A 23749-nucleotide genomic window follows, 5' to 3' on the forward strand; every position below is an offset into this window, starting at 1 on the left:
GTTTGTTACTTTTATTCAACTGAGAGCTAAACGAGCAATCCAGCTTAGTAAATTACAGGCAAAAAAAAGGCATACACAAGGTATGCCCAAAAGTGCTGGAGAGCTGTGAGAATCGTTATCGTTGGCCGAGCTGGAAAATCAGTAATTCAGCTTGGCACGAAAAAGTTAGACTGGCAGTCAATTCAACGCCCTGCTCTGTGGCTTGTACTTCGTGCTTAACCACAACAGGCTCTGACGCAATGCCATCAGCAGTAGCTTGCCATTGAGCAAGCAGTTGCTCGGCGGCTTCAGCATTAGCGCAAGTCGCGCTTAGTGTTTCTGTTGTGTCGCTATTATCTAAAATAGAGCCAACGTCAACACAGCAACATGCTGGTGTATCTTCAATTTGTTCTGCTACAGATTTGCTCATAAACATGACTACCTTTAATCAATGATGGAAACTATACAGTTGTCGAATTCGGGGATCTTGAACTGGATCAAGTTCTGATCACACAATGAAAGCGCCCCTGATGTGGAATGGAACTCAAAAAAAGTGCGAAATAAAAATCAGCACTCACCGGTCATATCGGATATGAGTAGCAAACAACAACGCTATGAGGCGCTGGTACAAGCGTTTCATAAAGATATATATAGATACGCCTATTGGCTTTGTCACGATTCGTCGATTTCCCAGGATCTCGTGCAAGAAACATTTTTGCGCGCCTGGAAAAGCCTCGATTCGTTAAAAGACGTCAATGCTGCGAAATCTTGGCTAATTACCATATTGCGCCGTGAAAACGCACGCCGATTCGAGCGTAAGCAATTTGATCTGGTGGACATGGATGATGTACCGCTGGCTGATGATACATCGATGGATGCTGAAGCAGCCATGGAGCAGCAGTTAATTCGTCGCCAGATCCAAATGCTAGCGCCAGAATATCGAGAACCACTGCTGATGCAAGTCATTGGTGGATATAGCGGTGATGAAATAGCAGCCGCGCTCGGTTTAAACAAAAATACCGTGATGACGCGATTATTTCGCGCTCGCAACCAGTTAAAAGAAGCTTTAGAGAACAGTTCAGAATTGAGGAGGCAAGGCAATGGATGACTTAGAATTCCGTCGTCGGTTGATTGCTGAACCTTACGACAACGATGATGATGTGAAAGCGGCAACCCAAGGCGATAATAAGCGCCAACAGTTTGCCCAAGAGATGCAAGCGCTAGATGATAAAATTGCCTCTGCACTAAACGTCGATGTGCCGGAAGATTTAGCGAATCAACTGCTATTGCGTCAACGCTTTAGCGAACATCAACAGCGCAGCGAAAAGCGTAAATGGGTTTTCGCCATGGCTGCCAGCGTAACGTTAGTGGTGACAGCAACGTTTGCGCTTTGGCCGAAGCCGCATGCCAACCTCGCAGATTACGCACTAGCACATGTGTACCATGAGCCTGACACCATGCTGCACTTGGATGAAAATGCCAACTTGCAACAGGTTAACGCTAAATTAGCCGGGTATGGCGCCCACATTAGTCAAGCTTCGGGGCGTATTTTTTACGCCAACCATTGTGACTTTAAAGGCAAACGCAGCTTACACATGGTGATGGAGCAAAATGGCCAGCGCGTGACTGTTTTTGTGGTGCCTCATGTCGATTCGTTTGATGATACGCCAGCGGAATTTGCCGATGGCCACTATCACGGCCAATTTTATCGTCACGGCCAACAAGGCGTGGTGATCATTGGTAACGATTCCGAAGTCGTCGAAAGCACCAGTAAAACCCTAGCCGACAGCATTGAATGGCAATCTATTTAAGTATCTAAAGCAATGAGTCGGTGGTGTTGATCATATCAATATGATCAACACCACCGTCGTCATATATCTCGCCTACACATTCAAATCCAAGACTTTCATAGAAGCCAGTTAAATGCGCCTGAGCAGATATCGCAATGGCGTTATTAGGGAATAAATTACGACTTTCGGCAATCAAGTCGTTCATTAGTTTACGGGCGATCCCTTTGCCTCGGTAACGTTCAGCAATCACCACCCGACCGATATGAACATCATGGTCTTGAATCGTGCTGACGTTATTGTTGGCCGGCACATGAGGCGGAATTAAGCGCGCATAAGCAATAGGTTGGTTATTTTCCTCGATAATGTAATGCCAAGCAGTTTGATCGAGGCCATCTAAATCTCGATATAAGCTATTTTGCTCCAGCATGAACACGTCTTGACGTAATTGCAGACATGCCATCAGGCGGTGGCTATTCAGCTGACAAAACTTTACAAAATAATATTTAAAAGATGAATTCACCTGAACGCCTACCTTTTGTAAAAACCGTGAGGTTGTTCGACCAGTAAACATTGCATATTGCATGCAAATAAATAAACTGCCCACACTTTTATCAATAAATAACTAAAATATAACTTTCATATGCCGCAACTAACTCGAATAGCACGCAGTATCGCTGTCATTTCATCACTGACTACCCTGACCGTTTCAGCCGCAGGATTCCAACTTAACGAACACAGTGCCAATGGATTAGGCCGCGCATTCGCTGGCGAAGCCGCGACCGTTGAAAACGCCTCAATCTTAGCGCGCAACCCAGCAGCAATGAGCCGCTTTAATAGCCTGTCGTTTAGTGGCCAAATCAGCTATATCAACCCTGATATCAACATGAAAGGGACGTCTACCAATCACTTAGGCGACACTTACAACACGGTATTGGCTCCTACTGCAGAGTTGATTTCAGGATCGTCTTTGGCTCGTGTTGAAACCGAGTATTCTGCAAAAGCCGATGATGTTGCGCCCGATGCATTTATCCCAAGCTTTTACGTGATTGCGCCAATTAATGACAAATTCCATATTGGGTTAGGCGCATTTTCTAATTTCGGTTTGAGTACCGATTACGACAGTGACTTTAATGCTTTGGAATATGCCGATAAAACCGAAGTCACCACCATTAACATCAATCCAAATATTTCGTACAAGGTGTCAGACACCTTGTCGGTTGGCATTGGCTTTAACGCAGTTTACGCCGACGGCAGTATCGGTACGAAGACACCTGCCTACATGGATGATCACGCCGCGGCCTATGCCGAATACAATACCATTGCTGAAATGACTGGCGGTGTTTTACCGGTGTTACCCGTAGTGCCAGGCAATGCCACCATTATGTACGTTGAAGGTGACGGCTGGGATTACGGTTGGAACGTGGGCTTGTTATGGGCCCCTACGCCGCAAACGGACATCGCACTAACCTATCGTTCTGCAGTTAGTATTGATATCGAAGGCACGGTCTCTTCCGACCTACTCGGCCTCGATAAAGAAGCTGCTAAATTACCATTGGATTTGCCGGAACTAGCAGAAGTAGCCGTCAACCACCGCGTTGATGATCAATGGTCCATCCAAGCAAGTTATCACTACACCGGCTGGAGCTCATTTGATGAGCTGGTCGTCATATTCGACGAAACCACCAGTATTGGCGATAGCATCCAACTGAAAGAAGAAAACTTCGGTAATTCATGGCGTGCAGCGTTAGGGGTTACCTATGTGATGAGCCCAGAGCTGACTCTGCGTGCGGGTTATGCTTACGACTCCAGCCCAGTGAAACAAGAATACCGCTCTATTTCTATTCCTGACACCGACCGCCGCTGGTATAGCACGGGCCTGACATATAATTTTGATGACAAGTCGAGTTTCGATTTAGGTTACTCATTCCTGCACGGCAACTCCGTTAAAATTTCTGAGGAGTTTGAATTGCAAGGCACAACAGTAACCACGCTGGATGCCCAAATGGACCGAGCTAACGCACACATTTTTGCAGCTCAATACAATTATCAATTTTAATTAAAATAATTAACAGATAAAAAGCCCGTTCAAATGAACGGGCTTTTTTGTTGAATGACTCATTGGAATCCAATGGTTTTTGCATTTTTTAATAATCGTTATAGAATACCCAAGGTAACTATAAGAATTTACAATTAAATGTGCTTTTCATAGGAAGTAATATGACTGACGTAACCGACATCCTAAGTAATTATCGCCGCCTTCGCGCTGCACTTCGAGGCCAACCTTCTGATGTTCTTGTCGAGTATAAAGAAAAATTAGAAGCGCTAATTGAAGAAGTAAAAACAGAAGAAGCTGAATTAGCTGAAGAACAAAAAGAACGCCTCGCTAAAATTGAAGAAATTAAAGCCTTAATGGCAGAGAATGACATCAGTGAAGCTGACTTAGGTGTGCTGGCAACCGTCACTAAACCTAAACGCACACCTCGCCCTGCTAAATATAAATTTGTAGCTGACGATGGCTCTGAAGCAACTTGGACCGGCCAAGGCCGCACACCAAAAGCACTTAAAGCACAGTTAGATGCAGGCCGCTCGCTAGAAGAGTTTCTGATTTAGTTCGCCGCAACAACCTAGCACTTATCATAAAAAAGCCCCTAATCAGGGGCTTTTTTATGGCTAAAAATTAGTCAACTAACGCTAAATACCAATTATTGACCAACAAATATTGTGAGCTCTCTTGTTTGCCGATCAAATTCACATCGAGCCACATATTGTTTACCCCCTGATAAAAGGTCAATTCAGCAATGGGCTTTGCATCAGCAATCAAAGTTAACGCCATCTTAAAATCGCCTGGTGTGCCATGTCCTTTCGCTTTTGCTGAAATGGGCGTGATGTGTTGAAGTCGTTTAATTAAGCTTGCTAAGGTGATTCCTGCGTCGTTATTTAAATGAATTTGTTGCTGAGGATCTGGCTTTTGTGGATTAAGCGTAATGCTCTCTCCGTTTGCCGTTTCCAATTTAATTATGTGAGCTTGATCAAATTCGCGATTCAAACTCACTGGCGCCAGCCAACCACCTTCAGGTTGAAATAAATCAACAGGCTGATCAATTTGATAACTAAATAGTTCTTTATCGACACGCAACCACTGCGAATTATTATCGTCTTTATTCGAGTTGACCGAGTCATTTAACCAAATATGACGAAAGTAATTTCCTTCTCCCAGAATAGTTAATTGGTAGTGCGCTGTTTGCTCTTGATAATCAGTCGTGGTGTTCCATGGCGCAGTAGCAATATGACGTGATGTAGGAAAATCAGCATTAGCAACAATATTGGCCCGCGACAGAGTTTGAATAAAGTGCGCTAATTTTGCTGAATCAGCGGGGTATGAATCAGCTTGTTCAATTTGCCACCCCTTTTCTGCCAACGTCATGGTCAACCATGGTTGTGCTGATTGGCTGTCAATTCTGATTTGCGTCAGCTTAGGACTGTAAGCCATCAACTTCGGCAAAAAAATACCTTTTCGAGGTCCTGCGGGCGTGCCAGATGATCCCAGCCATTGCGCAATAGCGGCAATAGTCAACGCTGCAGCAATTGACCACAGGATCAGTTGTCGCCTTGTGATTTTCATAATATCTACCTTAACTTACTGACAAGTAATTCACTTGCGCTCCGATATCAACCCGCGCAGAATACGCTGAGATTGCATGCTTGGAAATTGTTATTGTGAACAAAATTCTTGTTATTGTTTTAAGCGTTTTAGTTACTGCTTGCGCCGGTGACTATGACGTGAGCACCAACCTTGACCCGCAAAACTTTAAAAACTACTTCAAACCAAGTGAAGTAGTTGTTTATAGCGAACAGACTCTTCCGGAAAACGCTAAGCGAGCGGGTGCTGTCTCTGGCCTAAGTTGCCAGGCAACTCCCCATGATGTGCCAGCATCTAATGCGGATGCGCGTACCGATGCCCGCATTAAGTCGGCCAATCTAGGGGCTAACGCGCTTATCATTGACGTCTGCGAAACAGAAAGCGACACGCGCGAGCCGCAGTGCGTTGAACTGATCACTTGTTATGGCCGCGCATTTGTTAGCCAAACCCTAGCACAATGACCCCTATCGGTTATATTCGCTCCCCTTATCAAGAGAAGTTCGCGATTCCGCGTCAACCGGGCTTGGTTCCTGCTGCCAGTGGTTATTGCGATTTGATCGGCGAATTTGGCCAACCAGAAACGGTTCGGGGCCTTGAGCAATTTAGTCATATCTGGGTGCTTTTTGAATTTCACGCCCATCGCGATCGTGACTGGCAGCCACTGGTTCGCCCGCCACGCTTAGGGGGCAATAAAAAGGTAGGCGTATTTGCGTCACGAAGCACGTTCCGCCCCAACAGTATTGGCATGTCATTACTGCAACTCGAACAAGTCAGCCATTGCCAAGTTGATGGTAAAGCGGTCAATCGACTCACCGTCTGCGGGCTCGATTTACTCGACGGCACGCCCATATTAGATATAAAGCCATACCTACCCTATGCCGAATCCTTGCCTCAAGCTGATGCGGGTTACGCAGAAGATAAACCGACAACAAGGCTTTCAGTCTGTTGGCAACAAGCGGCTAAGCAACAATTACATTTGCTCAAACAAACACAACGCGATTTGCCACAACTAAATTTAGAGCAGTTAATTGAGCAAGTTTTGCAACAAGATCCTCGGCCAGCCTATCAAGCCGGCCAGCTCAGTGAACGACGCTATGGCGTAAAGCTAGCAGGGTTAGACGTACAATTTTGTTTTGTAGAGCCCGGTCAAGTTGAAGTGGTCGCCCTAACTGTCAGCGACTAGCGGTTGGTTCGTCATTGCCTGGCTAATCGGCGTTAACGGCTTCAGGTTGTTCTGCTTGATGGAACACTTTTGCAGGAACAACATTAAGGGCAGTTTCGTAGCCCACTTGATACAGCCTTTCTTTGTCGTCATCCGATAGATGAAAATCCACCGGCGAGGTATTACCTGTGTTTACCACCACAGTGCGATGCCAAAATTTGTCATTCACATATTCTCGGCTGATGGTGGTCATGAAAGTGCGGATCAACAACAGTACATAATTCACCACCGGAAACATGCCGCCCGTTTCCAACGGCTTTTCATCACCATCCCCTCTCAATCGAAAACAGACAACGGGCGTGCCGTCCTCAGCCCAATCTCGATGCAACGCATCTTCTGACAATATACTGCCGTCTACCATCAAATGGTTATCATAAGATTTAAACGCAAAGATCAGTGGAATCGACATGGAAAACCGTACTGCCCGAGAAACTTTTTCGTTGGGCGTTAAGGTTTTATCAAACACCACGGGTACCCCGTTGCGGACATCGGTTGCGACCACATGCAAATCCATCGGCAAATCTTTAAAGCAAACACCTGCCAACTGCTTGTCGAGCCAAGATTCAAATTTATCGCCAGAGCACAGGCCACCATTGCGCATTAAGCTAATAAGAGAAAACCCCTTAAACTGATTAAAGTCAGTGGTCATGGCAATGTGCTTAATCTCAGCTAGCGATTTGCCGCTAGCATAGAGTGCACTAATAATGCTTCCTCCGGACACTCCAACAATGCGATCGAAGGTAATATCGAGATCTTTCAGTGCCGCGAGAATGCCAATATGGGCTGGGAGTCGAGTACCACCACCAGCAAAAATGGGGACCAAGAAGCGATTTGAGGCGGAATTGCTAACAGTCATTACTACCTTTCACGAGTCAGACAAACAAAACAGACTCAATGAGTATGGCTCAGCCCACCGATTTCTCGATTTTTCATTAGCAAGTGCTGCTAAAACGTTGCAAAAGGTCACAAAAAAGCCGACTCAAGCGGTCGGCTTTTCAAATATAGCCCCCAAGCTTGGGGCGCTAGGTTGATTAGCTATTGGCCAACTTTTAGTTGCTGCCAATATTGATTGTAGATTTCAATGGCTTCGCCAACATCGCTTTGAAACTCACCTTTCTCGATTACGGATTGCGGCGGGAAGATGATGGGGTTGTTGCGGACTTCATCGTCTAACATGGCAACTGCCGTTTTATTGGCTGTGGCATAGCCAACGTAATCAACACAATCTTTGGCAATATCCGGACGCATCATGAAGTTAATAAAGGCGTGTGCTTCTTTAACATTGGCGGCTCCCGCCGGAATGACAAAGCTATCAACCCAAAACACCGCGCCTTCGTCAGGGTAGACGTATTGAATGGCATCATCTTCTTCTTGTGCCATGATCACTTCACCATTCCAAATCATGCCAAAATTAACGTCGCCAGCCATGTACGGCTCGCGTGGCGCATCTGAATTAAAGACCAGCACATTTGGCATTAAGGTTTTCAATAACTCGTAGGCTTGCTTAATTTCATCGGGGTTGGTGGTGTTAGGTGAATGACCATTGAGCACAAGTGCTACGTGAAAAACCTCACGAACATCGTCCATCAGTAATAGCTGGCCTTGGTATTGAGGATCCCACAGTTGCTTCCAGCTATGAATGCTCGTTGGATCAATCTCACTAGCATTGACGCCTAAACCAGTTGATCCCCAAAAATAAGGGATGCTGAATTGATTATTGAGATCATATTCTTTGTTCAGTAACAGTGGCTCGAGATGCTGTAAGTTCGGCAACAGCGCCTTGTTCAGCGGCTGAAGCATTTTCTCTTTGGCCATTTTAGCCACATAGTAAGTCGACGGTACCACCACGTCGTAGCCCGAATTTTTTTGCAGTTGCAGCTTTGAGTACATAGTCTCATTGCTTTCGTAAGTGGCATACACCACTTCAATACCGGTTTGTTCAGTAAACTTCTCAATCGTGTCTTCCGGAATGTACTCACTCCAGTTGTAGACCACCACTTTGCCGGCGGCTTGAGCAAGCCAAGGGACAAACACAATAGCTAATAACAAAGAACGGAATTGTTTAATCACAGCGATTTTCTCCTTACGAGCAGACTAAACACAATTAAAGACAAAATTGAAATCAGCAACAACAAGGTTGCCAACACATTCACTTCCGGCGACACGCCAACTTTTACCATCGAAAAAACTCGAATTGGTAGCACTTCATAATCAGGACCCGTCACAAAAGAGCTGATGATGACGTCGTCCAAACTTAGGGTAAAACTCAATAACCACGAGGCCAGAATCGACGGCAACAACAGCGGCAGAAGAATGGTTCGAAACATGCCCCATTCATTCACACCTAAATCTTGCGCAGCTTCCAGCAGGTGGTCATCAAAGCCTTTTAATTGGGCATAAACCGTGACCACCACAAATGGCAGGCAGAATGTAATGTGGGCAAGCAATAATGTCCAGAAGCCAAGTTGCATTCCAAGCGCTACAAACAACACCAGAAAGCTAATGGCCAGCACGATATCTGGCGACATCATCACTACAAATAGGGCTGAACTGGCAGCTTTTTTGAGTCGAAAGCGATAACGATAAATGGCTAACGCCATCAGCGTACCTATCATGGCGGCAGCTGTAGCCGCTAGAAATGCGATGGTAATGGAGTGATTAAACGCGGTGATTAAGGCATCGTTTTGCCAAAGCTTTTGATACCACTTCCAACTAAACCCGCTCCACTTATAGCCATATTTTGACTGATTAAACGAGTTGACCACCAATACCGCAATGGGAGCGTATAAGTACACAAACACCAGCAACAACAACAGGGCTTTAAAGATTCTCGTCATCTAACCCTCCTTGCCGTTGCACGAATCGATTAGCCAGCGCATAGACCCACAGCAGGCCCGCCATCATCACAATCAAGGTGATGCTAAATGCGGAGCCAAATGGCCAGTCACGCACCACTAGGAATTGGTTTTTGATGACATTGCCTAGCAGTAAATTTTTAGCGCCGCCCAATAAATCAGCAACATAGAACATGCCCATGGCAGGCAAAAACACAATCAAGCAGCCGGCAACAATACCCGGCGCAGTCAGCGGTAACAGAATGGTGAAAAAACGCTGTACGCCATTGGCGCCTAAATCGCGTGAAGCTTCCACCAGTTCGTTGGACAACTTTTCAAAACTGGCCATCAGTGGCAGCACCATAAACGGCAGCAAGATATAAACTAAGCCAACAATCACTGCGAACTCGGTGTAGAGCATAGTGATGGGTTTCTCAATGATGCCGCTGCCTACTAGCGCCGTATTAATGATGCCTTTTTTCCCGAGAATTAACTTCATGGCGTAGGTGCGGATCAGGCTATTGGTCCAAAATGGCAGCATCATTAACACTAACAACACAGTGCGCAGCCAAGGTGGTTGCTTGGCCAGTACATACGCGAACGGGTAGCCAATGAGCAAGCAGAACAGGGTAGCAACTCCCGATAGCCACAGGCTTTGAAAAAACACATCAAAATATATTGGCTGCATGACTTTCAAATAACCATCGAACGTCAGCGGCCACACAGCTAAATGTTCGCTATTGGGGGTCATTACGCTGGTCATCAGGACCAGAGCATGAGGCGCAACCACCATTAAAGCGAGCCAGCCTAAGGTTAAGCTGATCACCGTTTGGCGAAAGCTTAACGCAATGCCAACGTTAGGCCATGTCATGACAGCTCACCGGCTTTCACGACATGCTCCCAACCATCAATCCAGCTTACCCACACGCGCTGATTGATACGATAATCGAATGAAGGATCATCCTCATTAAAGAACTCGCTAGAACGCAATTGTTTGCCACAGTCCAACTCAATCAACGAGTCTAATGTTTTGCCGGTATAACTGCGCTCCAACACTTTGCCGAGGAATCCTTGTTCATCGCTTGGCTGATCTTCAATGTATTCAATGCGCAAATCCTCAGGTCGCAGCAATACATGCACCGCTTCGCCCGGCTCCAAGCGAAATTCAGCATGTGCTGTTTTGGCGACGCCGTTAATATCGACCTGATAAGTTAGCTCCGCAGTTTCACTTACAACAGTGGCATCGAACACATTAATTTCACCAATAAAACTGGCCACAAACATGTTGCGAGGGGCTTCGTAAATTTCGCGGGGGCTACCAATCTGTTGTGCTTGGCCGTGATTCATCACCAGCACCCGATCAGACATGGATAAGGCTTCTTCTTGGTCGTGGGTGACGTAAACAAAGGTGATGCCTAATTGGCGCTGAATTTGTTTCAATTCCATCTGCATTTGTTGGCGCAGCTTATGATCAAGCGCACTCAAGGACTCATCTAACAACAGCACTTTTGGCTTCATCACAATAGCGCGGGCAATGGCCACTCGCTGTTTTTGACCACCAGAGAGTTGATGGGGTTTACGTAGCTCAAAGCCCTTCAGTTCAACCACTGCAAGCGCCTCGCTGACCCGCTGCTTTATGTCCGCCTTAGCAACACCAGCCATGCGCAAGCCATAACCAACATTGTCGGCCACATTCATGTGCGGAAACAGCGCATAACTTTGGAAGACGGTATTGACGGGTCGGCGCTCAGCGCTGATCCCTGCGATATCTTGGCCATCGAGCATAATCTTGCCGTCATCTGCATCTTCAAAGCCGGCAATTAAACGCAGGACAGTGGTTTTGCCACAGCCGGAAGGCCCAAGAATGGTAAAGAACTCGCCATCATAGATATCGAGGGAAAACTCGGATAAGACGTCTTGAGGGCCGAAACGTTTGATAATGTTGCGAAGTGAGAGCAGCACATTGTTGTCGGTCATGCGCACTACCTGAATGTAATTAACCTGAATTCGGCAAAGTGTAATTCACGAACTGAACAAAAACGAAGAATTAATTGCTGATAAATGACATAAAAAAGCCACTCCTAGGAGTGGCTTAGTCTGATGATAGCGAATGCTTAGCTAGCCGGCGCGGTTAATCCGCGACGAATTAACAAGGCTTCCGTAGTCGGTTGCTGACCGCGAAGCTGCTCATAGCTATCAGCCGGTAAGCGACTGTTGCCGACCGACAAGATGAACTTGCGGTACAACTCGCCATTCTCGCGCGTCAGGCCACCTTTCTCTTGAATGAAGGCAAACGCATCAGCAGCCAAGATCTCGCTCCACATGTAAGCGTAATAGCCTGCCGAATAACCACCGGCAAAAACGTGGGCAAAGTAAGGCGATTTATAGCGCGGCGGAATCGCGGCGATATCAATGCCGTGCTTAGCGAGCGCTTGCTGTTCAAATGCTTCAGCATCTTGCAATGGTGCATCTGCACTCAGTGCATGCCATTCCATATCCAGCAATGCCGACGCCATGTATTCCAAAGTATCAAAACCTTGGTTAAAGCTGCGCGACTTAAGCACCTTAGCCAATAGCTCAGCAGGGATTGGCTCACCAGTTTCATAATGCTTGGCGTAGTTGCTAATCACCTGTGGATCTTTCGCCCAGTCTTCTTGGAAAGTTGATGGGAATTCAACGAAGTCACGCGAAACATTGGTACCGGCCAACGTCCGGTAATTCACATCGGAGAACATGCCGTGTACGCCATGGCCAAACTCATGGAACATAGTAGTGGCGTTGTCGTAGCTAACTAACGTTGGCTGCCCTTCCGGTGCTTTTTGAATATTCATCACGTTAACGATGACAGGCTTCTGGCCAAGTAACTTGCTTTGCGGCACGAATGCATTCATCCACGCACCACCACGCTTACCTTCGCGGGCAAAGTAGTCACCATAGAAAATAGCAACGCTAGTGCCATCTTCATTGAACACTTCGTAGGCTTTTACGTCTGGGTGATACACAGGTAGATCGGGGCGCGGCTTCATGGTGATACCGAACAGGCGATTCATGGTGTAGAACACGCCATCGTTCAACACGCGCTCAAATTCGAAGTACTGCTGAACTTCAGCTTCGTCTAGGTCGTACTGATCTTGTCGAACCAACTCGGCGTAATATTCCCAATCCCAAGGTTGCAGTTCAAAGTCACCGCCCGTCTTGGTAATCATCGCTTGAATTGCCGCTGCTTCTTTATTGGCGTTGGCAACCACCGCTGGCACCATGCTGGCAAACATGTCCATGACTGCTTCAGGCTTTTTGGCCATCGAGCTATTAAGTTGGTAACTGGCCCAGTTTTCAAAACCGAGCAACTGAGCACGTTCCGCACGAATTTGTGCCAAGCGAGTCAGAATTGGGCGGTTGTCTAGCTCGCCAGACACACCGCGGCCAGCAGAGGCTTGCCACAATTTTTGGCGGCTATCGCGGTTATCCATTGAAGCAAGCCATGGATGACGTGTGGTGTTAGTCAACTCAATCACGTATTGGCCGTCTAAGCCACGTGCTTTAGCGGCGGCTGCAGCAATGGCGAGTTGATCGCTACCTAAGCCTGCGAGTTCGGCTTCGCTAGCAAAGACAACGGCGCCTTCACTTGCCATTTTCAACAAGTTCTGACCAAACTCATTGGTCAATTCAGCATGTTCTTCATTCAACGCACGAATAGTTGTTTTTTGTGCTTCCGTTAACTGGGCGCCAGCGGCAACAAAATGATCGTAATACACTTCAACCAGACGCAATGATTCAGCGTCTAATTCAAGCGATTCACGCGCCTGATAGATTGCCTTAACACGCTGGAATAGCGCGTCATTCAGGTAAATGTCATCATCGTGAGCACTCAGTAATGGTGCCATTTTACCTTCGAGTTCACGAATAGCTTCTGTGCTATCTGTACCCGATAGGTTGTAAAATACACCCGCTGCACGCGCTAACAGCGCACCACTTTTTTCCATCGCAATGATGGTGTTTTCAAACGTTGGAGCTGCCGAGTTATTGGCAATGGCTGCGATTTCTTCAGCCTGCTGCTTAATGCCTTCACGCATTGCCGGTTCAAAGTGCTCGGTTTTAATCACAGTGAAATCCGGTGCTTGGTATTGCAGCGAACTTGCCTTCATTAATGGATTCATCTCGGCGGCAGGTGTTGATTCTGTCATTTGTGGTGTCGGTTGCTCAGTTTGCTGAGTCGATTGAGTTGGCTGCTCGGAACAAGCAGTGATAGCCAGTGCCGAAGCAACAAGACTGGCAGTAAGCGTCAAGCGCATGGATAACCTCTGTCGGTGTCGGTTAAGAGTAAAGCGTTGACCACATTTTGTGGTTCAAATCATTGTTATATAAGCCCTTTAATAAGCGAGCCCTGTATTTAAAATGAAATTATTTCATTTTAAATACAACAAGTTATCGCCTTTAAAAGGAGTGCTGCAATTTTACTGATAGGCAACTGCACTACAAGTAATGGTGGTAAAAAGTGAATGCTTCATGATCTTGCACAAGCTTTCAAACCACAATCTCGAGCAATAAAAAAAGCCACTCAACAGAGTGGCTTTTTGGCCGTTTAGCTAACCCGCTAACGTTATGAACAAGGCGAGTAGCCTCGTGGTGCGTCATTCCAATTTGCGTTAAGCCAGACTGGGCCGAGCTTGCCGGACTTCAATTCAGGTGTCCAAAGTAGCGGTTCTGCCATCAATGACAAATCTGCTCCGGCGCCATTGTAAGCGTCAAATAACTCATCACCAGTGCCAAAAGCATCGCAGCCTTTCAATTTAACATCACGGGCCATGGTGACACCGTCTTTGACCAGCTTCGACACAGACCAGTCACTAATGTTGCCACTAACGGCTTTAAATGAAGGGTAGTATTCAGCCACATTTGGGCGGCCTTTCTTGTTGGTGTAATCCGATTCAGGCGTAAAATCGACGCTAATGGATTGACCGGCAGTCCAATATTCATCCAGTGGTTTAAAGCCCATTTGCATCACTAGATTATTGGTGAATGTGGTGTCTTGCGGTGGGCGCGTCATGTCTTGATCACGCTTGTACCACGCCGACAACATTACCGGCTGCACCGAGCGAACCACGGTATTGCGATCAAACACATTGTTAACGCTTAATTGGTAGCCGTTGATATTAGCTTCATCGTCTTTTTGAGAGTAACCAGCGGCCATACCCAGCGCGGTACGATAGGTTTTACCTTCCGGCTCGCCTTGAGCACCAGCGGCACCATCAACGTAGTTATTGACGACAACATTGTCTTTACCAATCACTCGGACGCCGCCAGAGCCTGGCGCTTGATCCTGCAAGAACCAGTTGTACTGAACGGTATTACGATCGCCATGGCGCAGCGTCAAACTAGCCGAGGTATTGCGAATCGTATTGAACTGATACAGGTTGTCAGAAGATTTGTTCGAAATCACCTCTGGCTCGCCCGCCACCGAGGCATCGTAGAATAAATTCATTTCTACGCGTGCTTGCGCAGAAACATGTTGACGGCTCGACTCACCAATGAGCAACGCTTCGCCACCATTATCCAATGCATCGCCTTGGTTACGCGACGCAAAATAATTGTATTGAATGCGGTGATTTACCGGCTGACGCTCAATATCGGCATGTTTGATATTGAGCTGTAATACTCGGCCTTGTGACTTTTTGGCACCAAAGTAGTTATGACGGACAATGTTGTAATAACCGGCAATATCAACCCAGCGATAATCCTTATCCCACGAGTCTTTGTGTTCGTTGTCGATGCGAATATGCTGCAAGATACACATCTTACACATGTCTTTTGATTTCTCGGTGCTGCCGCCAGGCCTCATATTGGAAATCGGTGCGCGTAGCTTACCCTTGAGGGTTGACGCTTTGATGTTTTGCAAATCAAAGCCATCCACAGAGACGTATTGGCCGTAGTAGTAAATCCAGCTCTCACCGGTCAAGATCACGCCACCTGGCGTTTCCGCTTTTAGACGTACCGGCTTTTTAGGTTTACCTTTGCCAAAGATAGTGAGCTTCAGGTTGTCGTAGGTTCCATCCGGGATCACTAAGACATCGCCCGCTCGAGCGGTTTTCTTCCATTCCTCATTACCTTTACCATCATAGGTAATGGTTTTGGCCTGACCGCTAGATTGGAATCCAACCAATGCAGCCAAAAGCAACGCAGTTAAACTGAGAGTTCGCTTCAGCACGATATCGCTCCGTATATGGATTTTACAAACTGGCACATTGTCTTACCAATAAACCAACAAGTCCATACCAATTGAAGGCAAAGCGACTCTGCGCACAAAATTTGGTTAACCGATTAATTCGAAATCAAGCGTTCGCTTCTTGAGTGAGTGTTTTTCAACCGACAAAAACAAAAAAAGCAGACCAAAGCCTGCTTTTTCGATTAATGCATTCCTGCCTCAACTACTTGAAATCAGCTTATAGGTCGTTTCAGCATCCAGCACAGGTTGATATTCAAGGTAATCGAGACCTGTCGCGAACACATAGCGTGTCAACGCGCGACGACATTCATCGAGCAATTCATCAGGATCCCATGCTTTTTCAAAGTAACGGTCAATACCGGCTTTGTTAATTGCCATGATGGTGTCTTGATGCGTTGCCAAGCCCGTTAGCAGAAACAGTCGGGTAGTTTTAAAGCGGTGGTCATCGGCAATTTCGGTGAGCATTTGCACGCCATTTTTATCAGGCATCACATGATCCGAAATAATCAGCGCTATTGGGGTGCCTTCTGCGTCGAGTTCGTCCAGTAACTCCAGACATTCTTGCGCCGACTGGCACTCTTCAATTTCACAATGGGAAGCAAGCGGGCCAATATCGCGCGCAACAGCGTTGAGCACTTCCGGCTGATCGTCAACGCAAATAACGGTGAGTTTTTCCATCTTTTAAATACTCCTATAGGAAGCCTGATTGGCCCATCAGATAGATCCGCACAAACGACAGAATAATACCGATGAAGCCCACCAGTATGCCAATTTTTGCCATGTCGCTTGTCTTCGTGTGACCAGCAGCATGGGCCAAGGCATTCGGCGGTGTACTAATTGGCAACGACATGCCAAGCGATGCGGCAAAGGTCACGCAAAGCAAAATAGTCATGGCGCCCCCGTACATTGCTAACCCTTCGAGGCTAACCGCAATGGCTGCCGCAATCGGCATCAATAAGTTAGCTGTCGCCGTATGGGACATAAAGTTTGCCATTGTGATACTCAGTAACGCAGCACCCACCAGAATGATTGCAGGATTGACCGCCTGTAGATTCATTGAATCAACCGCATGAACAGCTAATCCGGTTTCACTAATGGCCAGCCCCAGTGCAAAGCCGCCTGCCACTAGCCAAAGCACATCCCAGGAGATCTGCTTTAGATCTTCTTTACCAATGATTTGGGTGACAGAAAAAACAGCGACAGGAATAAGCGCAACCGTCGACGAATTCATGCCATGGAACCCACTGGTTAGCCATAGCAGGAGCGTCACAATAAAGGTCACATACACCAAAATAGCTTTCGGTGATTTCATGAAACGCCCTTTGATCTCTAAATTCATTTCGCTTTTAGAGGAAGGGAAAAAGAATCGCAGTAGCAACCAAGCAATAAACAACATAACAACGACAAATGGCACCCCAAACACCATCCACTCAGCAAAGCCAATGGTATGGTTTTGCGCTTCAAAATACTTCAAGGCAATGGCGTTCGGCGGTGTACCGATTGGGGTTCCGGTGCCACCGATGTTGGCAGCAACAGGAATGCTTAATGCAAAGCCGGCTTTACCGCGATCATCAACCGGAAACAGCCTTAAGACCGGCACTAAAATGGCTAACATCATCGCCGTGGTGGCGGTGTTGGACATAAACATCGAAAAAATAGCCGTAATCACCATCAAACCAAGCATCACGTTGGCCGGTTTATCGCCAAAGGGTTTCAGTAGTACCCGCGCCAAATTGACATCTAGACGATATTTAGTGGCCGCCATGGCCAAAAAGAATCCCCCCAAAAACAACATGATGATGGGCGAAGCAAAGGTTGCCATAATATCTTTGTGATTGAGGAGTTGGCCAAAACCTGCCGCTCCAGCATCTTGCCGAAACCACAACAGGCCTTTGTCCGACAACATCAGCAGCTCAAGTACAATCACCAAAACAGACGTTGTGTAAATAGGAATAGGTTCAAGCACCCAACACAAGGCTGCCATCACAAAAATTGCAACGACCCGCTGCTCTTGAATCGTCATGCCGTCAATGCCAAATGCGGAGAGCGGCAAAAACAAAATCAGGATCGGTAAACCAAAAGCCAGCAAATAACGCAGCGCTTTCTTAATTGTCACAGCAGAAAACCTTTCGAAAGATGAATATGTCGAGATGACAGGTGTCGCGATCCTAAACAAATAATGTGAAATGGCTCATGCGTCAGATCAACGGCGTTAGATAACAGATGTTAACCGCGAACAACAATATCTGCACGCTTTTAACCGCTCAACAAATAATCATTTGCACAAATGAAACGCATTACCACTAACCAACGCGACAACGCCCCACATTGGGGCACTCATTTTCCATTAGCCTTTGTTGAAAGAAAAAACCCGCCAACAAAATTTAATATTAAATTTCAATAACCTAAACAAACAATGCATCCTATTGGTGCGCTTGGTTCGCAACTTGCTTGTCACTTTTATGACTAGAACGGTAACGCCACCGAAATCAATACGGGCGGCAGTTACAATCCAAAAAGAGCATGGAGCCAACTTGGAATGGTAAAACAACTTTTACAACAATTAGGTTGTCGCGGCTGTTACAAAATAAGCCTGATAATCGTCATCCCCCCGGTTGTATTGATGATTGCAGGGCTAACGGAAATAGCGGCAATCACAGCAATACTCGGCCTTGCAGTGCAAACTTGGCTGTTCCGCGCCATCAGCGTCGATCACGCAGCACTGCATCGCTATCTACAAACCCTGGAAACCATCGACGATAATCATGTCGAGCGATGGTTAGCCGGACCTTTGCGCCAGTTGCAAGAGCCCATGGTGGAAATGTTGCGCAGCAAAAATCGATTACTTAATAGCTTGCAAGCGGTTGTTCATGAAATGGGGTATTCCAGCGCTGAGCTGGCGAACAATGCCAACCAAGTGGCAAGCCACTCTGAAAATCAGTCATCGGCCACCACCAGCTCAGCTGCAGCAACCACGGAAATATCCCAAAGTATCGATGAAGTCGCGCGCCGGATAGAACAGACGCGTACGGCCTCTGAAGGGGCTCAATCGATTTGCCACCAGGGTCATCAAGCGTTGCAATCGGCCCAACAACAGGTCCAAAGCGTGTCATCTCTGGCAAATGAAACCGGTGAGCGGATTAAGTCACTCGACAGTAATTTGTCGACCGTAGTCAGCATGTCGCAAATCATTCGAGAAATAGCAGAGCAAACCAATTTACTCGCATTAAACGCGGCGATTGAAGCCGCCCGAGCCGGCGAGCATGGGCGCGGCTTTGCTGTGGTGGCCGACGAAGTGCGGGGCCTAGCGCAGCGCAGCCATGATTCGGTCAATGCAATTACTGAACACGTTGAAACGGTAACTCATAATATGCAACAAGTAGCTGAACACATGACTCAAGTGACAGCTGAAAATAGCGCTTGCCTCAATAGCGTGTCCGCCGCATCAGATGTGCTCGAACAGGTTGTCCAAACGTCGGAACGAGTGTCATTAGAGATTAGTGGCATTGCCAGCGCAACCGAGCAGCAAGTCATTGCAACGCGTGAAATTTCATCACACATCGAGCAGGTGGCCGAAACAGCAAAAAACAATGCTGTTATGGCCAAGCAAACGGCCGAAGTGGCACATCACCTACAAACCTTAGCGCAAGCTTAAAAGTAAATTGCCATGAATAATTACTTAGAAATACTCATCATCATTGTCACTGCAGGCTTGTTGCTGATCAGCTTAGTTGGTTGGACGAACCTACGAGCGAGACGCCAGTCCCAACAACGTTACCTCACGGGGATTAGCTGGTTACAACAATTGCGCTTGCTACTCACTGCCGTTCAACAGCATCGAGGTTTAACCAATGGCTTTCTAAACGGCGATAGCAAAGCCAAAGCTCGTATCGCTGAGCAGCAACGGATCATTAACGCCCAAATCAACACTCTGAATCGATTGGGCAAATGGAGCCATCAAAATGAGCGATGGTTGAGTATTCAAGATCATTGGGAGCGACTCGCCAGCAACTACATCAATCAACAAGCAAGCTATGCATTGGAGCAACACAATCGCTTGGTGCTAAATCTGCTTTATTTGATCGAAGACTGCGCCGAGCAACATCACTTGCAAGAACTTTATCTAACATCCAATAAGTCAGCCGATGAATTGTGGAAAGCGACCTTGTTTAATGCCGAGTACATCGGCCAAGCGCGAGCGCTAGGAACTGGCGTTGCCGCTGCCCATCATTGCAGCAGCGTGGCTCGTATTCGGTTAAAGTACATTCATAGCCAACTTGATAGCTATTGCAGACAAGCAAACGACAGCAACATTAATGAAAAATTGCGGCCCCTGTTAATCAGTTTAGAAAGTGACATTATGGTGGCCCACCCTGCAATCAATCCGCTGGATTACTTTTCACTGGCAACCAATGCACTCGAAGCGGTGGTCGAAGTTTTCGATCGTGGACTAGAGCAACTTGCTCAACAGCTCAATAGTCCAGCGTCATTAAAGCCGAATGGATAACTAAGCCACCCACTGCAACCCCCGTAACACCCATATGAAATACCCATAAAAAAACACCAAGGCAAATGCACTTGGTGTTTTTTTATGGGTAACTCATTACCCTTTAATTAGAAAATGGTGGGCTCGGCAACTCGGCGCTCAAAGACGCCAGCGCATCATTCACTAAGCCATGAGCCAACGCTTTTTGTTTCGCATCGTGAGCTTGGATCCCCACGAGTCCCCCCTGCTGCGCATCGGCCATAGGCTCGCTACATTCGCTCGAAACAATCTGAGTAGAATTATTTTCAATGTTCGCCATGATGGTTCCTTTTCTTTCGTAAAGTATCGGTGAATGTTTTAGTTATTGGTGGCCCCATAAACGACACATCACCTTGAATCGTTATTATTGTTGCAGCTACGCGTAAGTAGATAACCTAATAATGATTATCAGTTTGAGTCGAAATAAAGAAAACCACCCAATTAAGATGAAGAGTTGGGAGCAAGATCATGCAATATACAAAACGCCTGCTCTAGCTGGCTCACAGCCTTAACCATGGCATGGCCGTGCAAGCTTTATCGGTGAGGTCAGAGATACCACGATCCGTTTATTCGGCAGTGTTTTTCTATAAGGTTAAGCGATTAATATCAAAGGTTTTAATTCTGGCTATGCTAAATCCTATGATACGCGAAGAGAATCGACTAGGATGACTGCTCAACTGCGTCACATTCTCATTACGACGTAAACTGGAAAAAGGAAAGCCCTAATGATGCAGGAGCCAAACTCCGCGATGAATCATGCTGACGATTCAAGCGCCTCTTGGGGCTGGCCCTCGGCTCGCGAATGGTGTGTCATTGCAATTGGTTTAGCCGCTTGTTTCGGCGTATTTTTCAGTGCCACGGTCAATACCGACACCTTTAAACTGCTCAATCAACACTCAGCGCTGATTAGCCAAGCTCGCGCCGCGACTGCTGGCGCAACACTAACGGTACAATTGCAACCGCATAGCCTTTATGCCAATCAACTCACCGCCGATTTTATTAAAAAAAGCCAAGACGCACTGCATTTATTGGTTCACGAAAATACGCAACATCAACCCTTGCCGGCATCATGGCAATCAGGCCAAGAAGAGCAAATACAAACAGCTATTGATATAGGTGATGGTTTGTTGGCAACGCTAGCAGCGTCAAGATCCGCCAATGTGGCCTCTCCTTCTTTCGCCAACATTAAGCAACCCCTATATCAACTGGAACAGTTGCTGATAGCGAACCACGATCAACTCAATTACCAGTTAAATAAACAATTGAACCGCTCTCATGCGATTCAATTGGCCTTGGCAGCCATTACCCTGATCATCACTGCCGCGATTGTATTTCTATTGCGACGAGCAGAAACACAGCATCGCGCCAACCAATACTTTCTTGAACGCTCAGAAGCGTCGGCAAAGCGGGCCGCCGATCAGCTCCAGCATGTTATCGACGGATCTGAACTCGGTTTTTATGATTGGGATTATGAGTCCGGATCGGTACGGGTCAATAATCACTGGTTGCAGTCATTGGGCCTCCCCCTCGATCAACTCGAATTGAACATTGAATCCTTTATGGCAAGGGTTCATCCCGAAGATTTACAAACATTGCAGCAAGATCTTCAGCAATGTTTTGAGACCGGCGCTGGTTACAACCTCGAATATCGAATGCAGCATCAACAGGGGCACTGGGTTTGGTTTGAAGGCTCAGGCAAAGCCGTAGAGATGAACCCCAATCAGCCAGACCGTGTTGCTCGCATTTGCGGCACATTGAAAGACATTCATCAACGCAAACATGCCGAGCTTGAATACCGAGAGAATGAACAGCGATTTCGCAAATTGATCGAAGCGCTGCCGACAGTTGCGGTGCAAGGGTACAACAAAGAGCGCGAAGTCATTTACTGGAACGACGCCAGCCGCCGCGTTTATGGCTACTCGAAGCAAGAAGCCTTGGGTAGTAAGTTAGAACAACTCATTATCCCTGAGCCAATGCGAGAGGCCGTCAAAGCGGCTCATCAAGCGTGGGTTAACGAAGGTCAGGAAATCCCAGCAGCGGAGCTGCAGTTACTTCATAAAGATGGCCATTTGGTGCCTGTTTTTTCAAGCCACGTGATGCTGCAACAAGATTCCGATTCACCGGAAATGTTTTGTGTTGATGTTGATTTAACGGAGCAACACGAAACCGCAGCGGAGCTGAAACGCCTAGCCACGCGCGATCTGCTGACCAATTTACCTAACCGTAGATTCTTAGAAGACGAACTTAATCGCCGGCTGGCAGAAGCCGAGCGCTTTGGTCAGCAGCTGGCAGTGCTATTTGTTGACTTAGACTTGTTTAAAGAAGTGAACGACTCCATGGGCCACAACGCCGGCGATCACTTGTTGCAACAAGTTGCTGACAGGCTCAAAGATTTGCTTCGCCATTACGACACTTTGTCGCGGTTTGGTGGCGATGAATTCATCATTATTTTACCGAACGTCACTGGCCGCCATGAAGTACAAGCCGTGGCCGATAAAGTGATGGCTGAATTCGAACAAACATTCCGCCTGCAGGAACAAGATATTTATGTGACGGCCAGTATCGGAATGAGCATGTACCCAGAAGACGGAGACTCAACCGTCGAGCTACTCAAATACGCCGATGCAGCCATGTATCAAGCCAAGGACTCAGGCCGTAATCGTTACCGCTTTTTTGCCACATCAATGAACGAGCAGCTCAACCGCCAACGTGCCATTGCTGGGGCCTTGCGCCAGTCGCTTGAGGGCGATGACTTCCATTTAGTCTTTCAGCCGCAAATTGATTTTAATGATTACCACATTCAAGCATGCGAAGCCTTGCTACGCTGGCAGCCCAATGACACCAGCTTGCAGGCCATGCCTTCAGAGTTCATTCCTATCGCAGAGCGATCTGATTTAATGATTCGTTTGGGCCAATGGGTCATTCGCAGTGCCTGTCGCCAACTGTCTAAATGGCGCGCGCAAGGGTTGCCTCACATTCGCATTGATCTGAATATTTCAGGCAAACAACTCCATCAATCGAGCTTCTTTAATTTCTTGAATGAAGTGCTTGACGAATATGGCCTGCAAGCCAGTGATTTCGGCATTGAACTAACCGAGGATGTGCTTACCGGCGCCGATAGTAATTTATTGGCGCAGCTGACACATATGCGTGATGCTGGGATGAAGATTGCGGTCGATGATTTTGGAAGTGGTTACTCATCATTAAACTTCCTCAAACACTTCTCCGTTGATACGTTAAAAATTGACCGTGCGCTTATTGCCAAGGCCCCGGAGAGTGCAAAGGAACAGGCTATTTTAGAAGCCATTGTGCAACTCGGTCATAAGCTGAATTTGCAAATTGTGGCCGAAGGTATAGAAACCGAACTACAGGCTGTTTTCTGCAAACAGCTTGGCTGCGATCAAGCGCAAGGCTTTCTCTACCACAAGCCAATGCCGGCGCCGCAGTTGGCTCAACTGCTAACATCGTAACGCCAATGCCCCTACGCGGGTAATTTTCCATCAGTGTTTTTTTGCAACAGCTTGAATATCAACTAC

Annotated in this window: 22 protein-coding genes; 9 read left to right on the forward strand and 13 right to left on the reverse strand. The window is 47.0% G+C overall.

Annotated elements, in window-relative coordinates; translation table 11 throughout:
- Positions 1-115 precede the first annotated feature (115 nt).
- Positions 116-409, reverse strand: coding sequence for a YfcZ/YiiS family protein (locus K0504_RS05255; protein ID WP_220103125.1), 294 nt, complete (start codon positions 407-409; stop codon positions 116-118).
- A gap of 162 nt (positions 410-571) precedes the next feature.
- Here K0504_RS05255 and K0504_RS05260 point away from each other — a divergent pair, with 162 nt between their 5' ends.
- Together K0504_RS05260 and K0504_RS05265 are read left to right on the forward strand one after the other, a co-directional pair.
- Positions 572-1087, forward strand: a complete 516-nt coding sequence (locus K0504_RS05260; protein WP_220103238.1) for a sigma-70 family RNA polymerase sigma factor — start codon at positions 572-574, stop codon at positions 1085-1087.
- A complete protein-coding gene (locus K0504_RS05265) occupies positions 1080-1790 on the forward strand; it encodes a DUF3379 family protein (RefSeq protein WP_220103126.1) in 711 nt (236 codons plus the stop codon). The genes K0504_RS05260 and K0504_RS05265 overlap by 8 nt, the downstream gene beginning before the upstream one ends.
- A gap of 4 nt (positions 1791-1794) precedes the next feature.
- Here K0504_RS05265 and K0504_RS05270 read toward each other — a convergent pair whose 3' ends face one another.
- A complete protein-coding gene (locus K0504_RS05270; protein WP_220103127.1) occupies positions 1795-2289 on the reverse strand; it encodes a GNAT family N-acetyltransferase in 495 nt (164 codons plus the stop codon).
- Positions 2290-2409: 120 nt separating this feature from the next.
- On the opposite strand from K0504_RS05270, the gene K0504_RS05275 reads away from it, so the two are divergent.
- Positions 2410-3825: an OmpP1/FadL family transporter gene (locus K0504_RS05275; RefSeq protein WP_220103128.1), complete on the forward strand. Its 1416-nt coding sequence runs from the start codon at positions 2410-2412 to the stop codon at positions 3823-3825.
- Positions 3826-3986: 161 nt separating this feature from the next.
- Positions 3987-4379 carry an H-NS family histone-like protein gene (locus K0504_RS05280; RefSeq protein WP_220103129.1) on the forward strand — a complete coding sequence of 131 codons (393 nt, stop codon included), beginning with the start codon at positions 3987-3989 and terminating at the stop codon, positions 4377-4379.
- Between the two features lie 67 nt (positions 4380-4446).
- On the opposite strand, the gene K0504_RS05285 is transcribed toward K0504_RS05280, so the two are convergent.
- Positions 4447-5391: a hypothetical protein gene (locus K0504_RS05285; protein WP_220103130.1), complete on the reverse strand. Its 945-nt coding sequence runs from the start codon at positions 5389-5391 to the stop codon at positions 4447-4449.
- A gap of 95 nt (positions 5392-5486) precedes the next feature.
- Between K0504_RS05285 and rcsF the strand changes: the two genes are divergently transcribed.
- On the forward strand, positions 5487-5870 hold the full coding sequence (gene rcsF / locus K0504_RS05290; protein ID WP_220103131.1) for an Rcs stress response system protein RcsF: 384 nt from the start codon (positions 5487-5489) through the stop codon (positions 5868-5870).
- The gene (tsaA, locus tag K0504_RS05295; RefSeq protein WP_220103132.1) at positions 5867-6592 is read left to right on the forward strand and encodes a tRNA (N6-threonylcarbamoyladenosine(37)-N6)-methyltransferase TrmO; all 726 of its coding nucleotides are present in this window, start codon (positions 5867-5869) and stop codon (positions 6590-6592) included. The genes rcsF and tsaA overlap by 4 nt, the downstream gene beginning before the upstream one ends.
- Positions 6593-6614: 22 nt before the next feature.
- On the opposite strand, the gene K0504_RS05300 is transcribed toward tsaA, so the two are convergent.
- The 9 genes from K0504_RS05300 to K0504_RS05340 all read right to left on the reverse strand — a co-directional run bounded on the left by K0504_RS05300 (position 6615) and on the right by K0504_RS05340 (position 17804).
- Positions 6615-7487, reverse strand: coding sequence for a patatin-like phospholipase family protein (locus K0504_RS05300; protein ID WP_220103133.1), 873 nt, complete (start codon positions 7485-7487; stop codon positions 6615-6617).
- A gap of 179 nt (positions 7488-7666) precedes the next feature.
- The gene (locus tag K0504_RS05305) at positions 7667-8701 is read right to left on the reverse strand and encodes an extracellular solute-binding protein (RefSeq protein ID WP_318837933.1); all 1035 of its coding nucleotides are present in this window, start codon (positions 8699-8701) and stop codon (positions 7667-7669) included.
- The gene (gene potC / locus K0504_RS05310) at positions 8698-9468 is read right to left on the reverse strand and encodes a spermidine/putrescine ABC transporter permease PotC (RefSeq protein ID WP_220103134.1); all 771 of its coding nucleotides are present in this window, start codon (positions 9466-9468) and stop codon (positions 8698-8700) included. Before potC ends, K0504_RS05305 begins: the two co-directional genes overlap by 4 nt.
- Entirely contained in the window at positions 9452-10336 is an 885-nt protein-coding gene (potB, locus tag K0504_RS05315; RefSeq protein ID WP_220103135.1) for a spermidine/putrescine ABC transporter permease PotB, read from the reverse strand. The genes potC and potB overlap by 17 nt, the downstream gene beginning before the upstream one ends.
- Complete coding sequence (gene potA / locus K0504_RS05320; protein ID WP_220103136.1) at positions 10333-11442, reverse strand: spermidine/putrescine ABC transporter ATP-binding protein PotA; 1110 nt, start codon at positions 11440-11442, stop codon at positions 10333-10335. Before potA ends, potB begins: the two co-directional genes overlap by 4 nt.
- Before the next feature lie 137 nt (positions 11443-11579).
- Complete coding sequence (locus K0504_RS05325; RefSeq protein ID WP_220103137.1) at positions 11580-13757, reverse strand: M3 family metallopeptidase; 2178 nt, start codon at positions 13755-13757, stop codon at positions 11580-11582.
- Between the two features lie 308 nt (positions 13758-14065).
- Positions 14066-15670, reverse strand: coding sequence for a polysaccharide lyase 6 family protein (locus K0504_RS05330; RefSeq protein WP_220103138.1), 1605 nt, complete (start codon positions 15668-15670; stop codon positions 14066-14068).
- A gap of 216 nt (positions 15671-15886) precedes the next feature.
- Complete coding sequence (locus K0504_RS05335) at positions 15887-16366, reverse strand: response regulator (RefSeq protein WP_220103139.1); 480 nt, start codon at positions 16364-16366, stop codon at positions 15887-15889.
- A 13-nt stretch (positions 16367-16379) separates the two neighbouring features.
- On the reverse strand, positions 16380-17804 hold the full coding sequence (locus K0504_RS05340) for an SLC13 family permease (RefSeq protein ID WP_318837934.1): 1425 nt from the start codon (positions 17802-17804) through the stop codon (positions 16380-16382).
- Between the two features lie 759 nt (positions 17805-18563).
- Between K0504_RS05340 and K0504_RS05345 the strand changes: the two genes are divergently transcribed.
- Both K0504_RS05345 and K0504_RS05350 read left to right on the forward strand, forming a co-directional pair.
- Entirely contained in the window at positions 18564-19343 is a 780-nt protein-coding gene (locus K0504_RS05345) for a methyl-accepting chemotaxis protein (protein WP_449867072.1), read from the forward strand.
- Between the two features lie 12 nt (positions 19344-19355).
- Positions 19356-20195 carry a nitrate- and nitrite sensing domain-containing protein gene (locus tag K0504_RS05350; protein WP_220103141.1) on the forward strand — a complete coding sequence of 280 codons (840 nt, stop codon included), beginning with the start codon at positions 19356-19358 and terminating at the stop codon, positions 20193-20195.
- 103 nt (positions 20196-20298) lie between these two features.
- Here K0504_RS05350 and K0504_RS05355 read toward each other — a convergent pair whose 3' ends face one another.
- On the reverse strand, positions 20299-20493 hold the full coding sequence (locus K0504_RS05355; RefSeq protein WP_220103142.1) for a hypothetical protein: 195 nt from the start codon (positions 20491-20493) through the stop codon (positions 20299-20301).
- A gap of 445 nt (positions 20494-20938) precedes the next feature.
- Here K0504_RS05355 and K0504_RS18320 point away from each other — a divergent pair, with 445 nt between their 5' ends.
- Positions 20939-23683, forward strand: a complete 2745-nt coding sequence (locus K0504_RS18320) for a bifunctional diguanylate cyclase/phosphodiesterase (RefSeq protein WP_225917984.1) — start codon at positions 20939-20941, stop codon at positions 23681-23683.
- The last annotated feature ends 66 nt before the right edge of the window (positions 23684-23749 follow it).

This window comes from Neiella holothuriorum (genome assembly GCF_019457915.1).
Taxonomy (GTDB): domain Bacteria; phylum Pseudomonadota; class Gammaproteobacteria; order Enterobacterales; family Neiellaceae; genus Neiella; species Neiella holothuriorum.

Excerpts from the sequence above, each read along its gene's own strand:
- K0504_RS05275 (WP_220103128.1), top strand. The coding sequence starts at position 2,410 with ATGCCGCAACTAACTCGAATAGCACGCAGTATCGCTGTCATTTCATCA.
- K0504_RS05325 (WP_220103137.1), bottom strand. The coding sequence starts at position 13,757 with ATGCGCTTGACGCTTACTGCCAGTCTTGTTGCTTCGGCACTGGCTATC.
- tsaA (WP_220103132.1), top strand. The coding sequence starts at position 5,867 with ATGACCCCTATCGGTTATATTCGCTCCCCTTATCAAGAGAAGTTCGCG.
- potB (WP_220103135.1), bottom strand. The coding sequence starts at position 10,336 with ATGACATGGCCTAACGTTGGCATTGCGTTAAGCTTTCGCCAAACGGTG.
- K0504_RS05280 (WP_220103129.1), top strand. The coding sequence starts at position 3,987 with ATGACTGACGTAACCGACATCCTAAGTAATTATCGCCGCCTTCGCGCT.
- potA (WP_220103136.1), bottom strand. The coding sequence starts at position 11,442 with ATGACCGACAACAATGTGCTGCTCTCACTTCGCAACATTATCAAACGT.
- potC (WP_220103134.1), bottom strand. The coding sequence starts at position 9,468 with ATGACGAGAATCTTTAAAGCCCTGTTGTTGTTGCTGGTGTTTGTGTAC.
- K0504_RS05300 (WP_220103133.1), bottom strand. The coding sequence starts at position 7,487 with ATGACTGTTAGCAATTCCGCCTCAAATCGCTTCTTGGTCCCCATTTTT.
- K0504_RS05255 (WP_220103125.1), bottom strand. The coding sequence starts at position 409 with ATGAGCAAATCTGTAGCAGAACAAATTGAAGATACACCAGCATGTTGC.
- K0504_RS05285 (WP_220103130.1), bottom strand. The coding sequence starts at position 5,391 with ATGAAAATCACAAGGCGACAACTGATCCTGTGGTCAATTGCTGCAGCG.
- K0504_RS05350 (WP_220103141.1), top strand. The coding sequence starts at position 19,356 with ATGAATAATTACTTAGAAATACTCATCATCATTGTCACTGCAGGCTTG.
- K0504_RS18320 (WP_225917984.1), top strand. The coding sequence starts at position 20,939 with ATGATGCAGGAGCCAAACTCCGCGATGAATCATGCTGACGATTCAAGC.
- K0504_RS05265 (WP_220103126.1), top strand. The coding sequence starts at position 1,080 with ATGGATGACTTAGAATTCCGTCGTCGGTTGATTGCTGAACCTTACGAC.
- K0504_RS05260 (WP_220103238.1), top strand. The coding sequence starts at position 572 with ATGAGTAGCAAACAACAACGCTATGAGGCGCTGGTACAAGCGTTTCAT.
- K0504_RS05355 (WP_220103142.1), bottom strand. The coding sequence starts at position 20,493 with ATGGCGAACATTGAAAATAATTCTACTCAGATTGTTTCGAGCGAATGT.
- K0504_RS05335 (WP_220103139.1), bottom strand. The coding sequence starts at position 16,366 with ATGGAAAAACTCACCGTTATTTGCGTTGACGATCAGCCGGAAGTGCTC.
- K0504_RS05345 (WP_449867072.1), top strand. The coding sequence starts at position 18,564 with ATGGGGTATTCCAGCGCTGAGCTGGCGAACAATGCCAACCAAGTGGCA.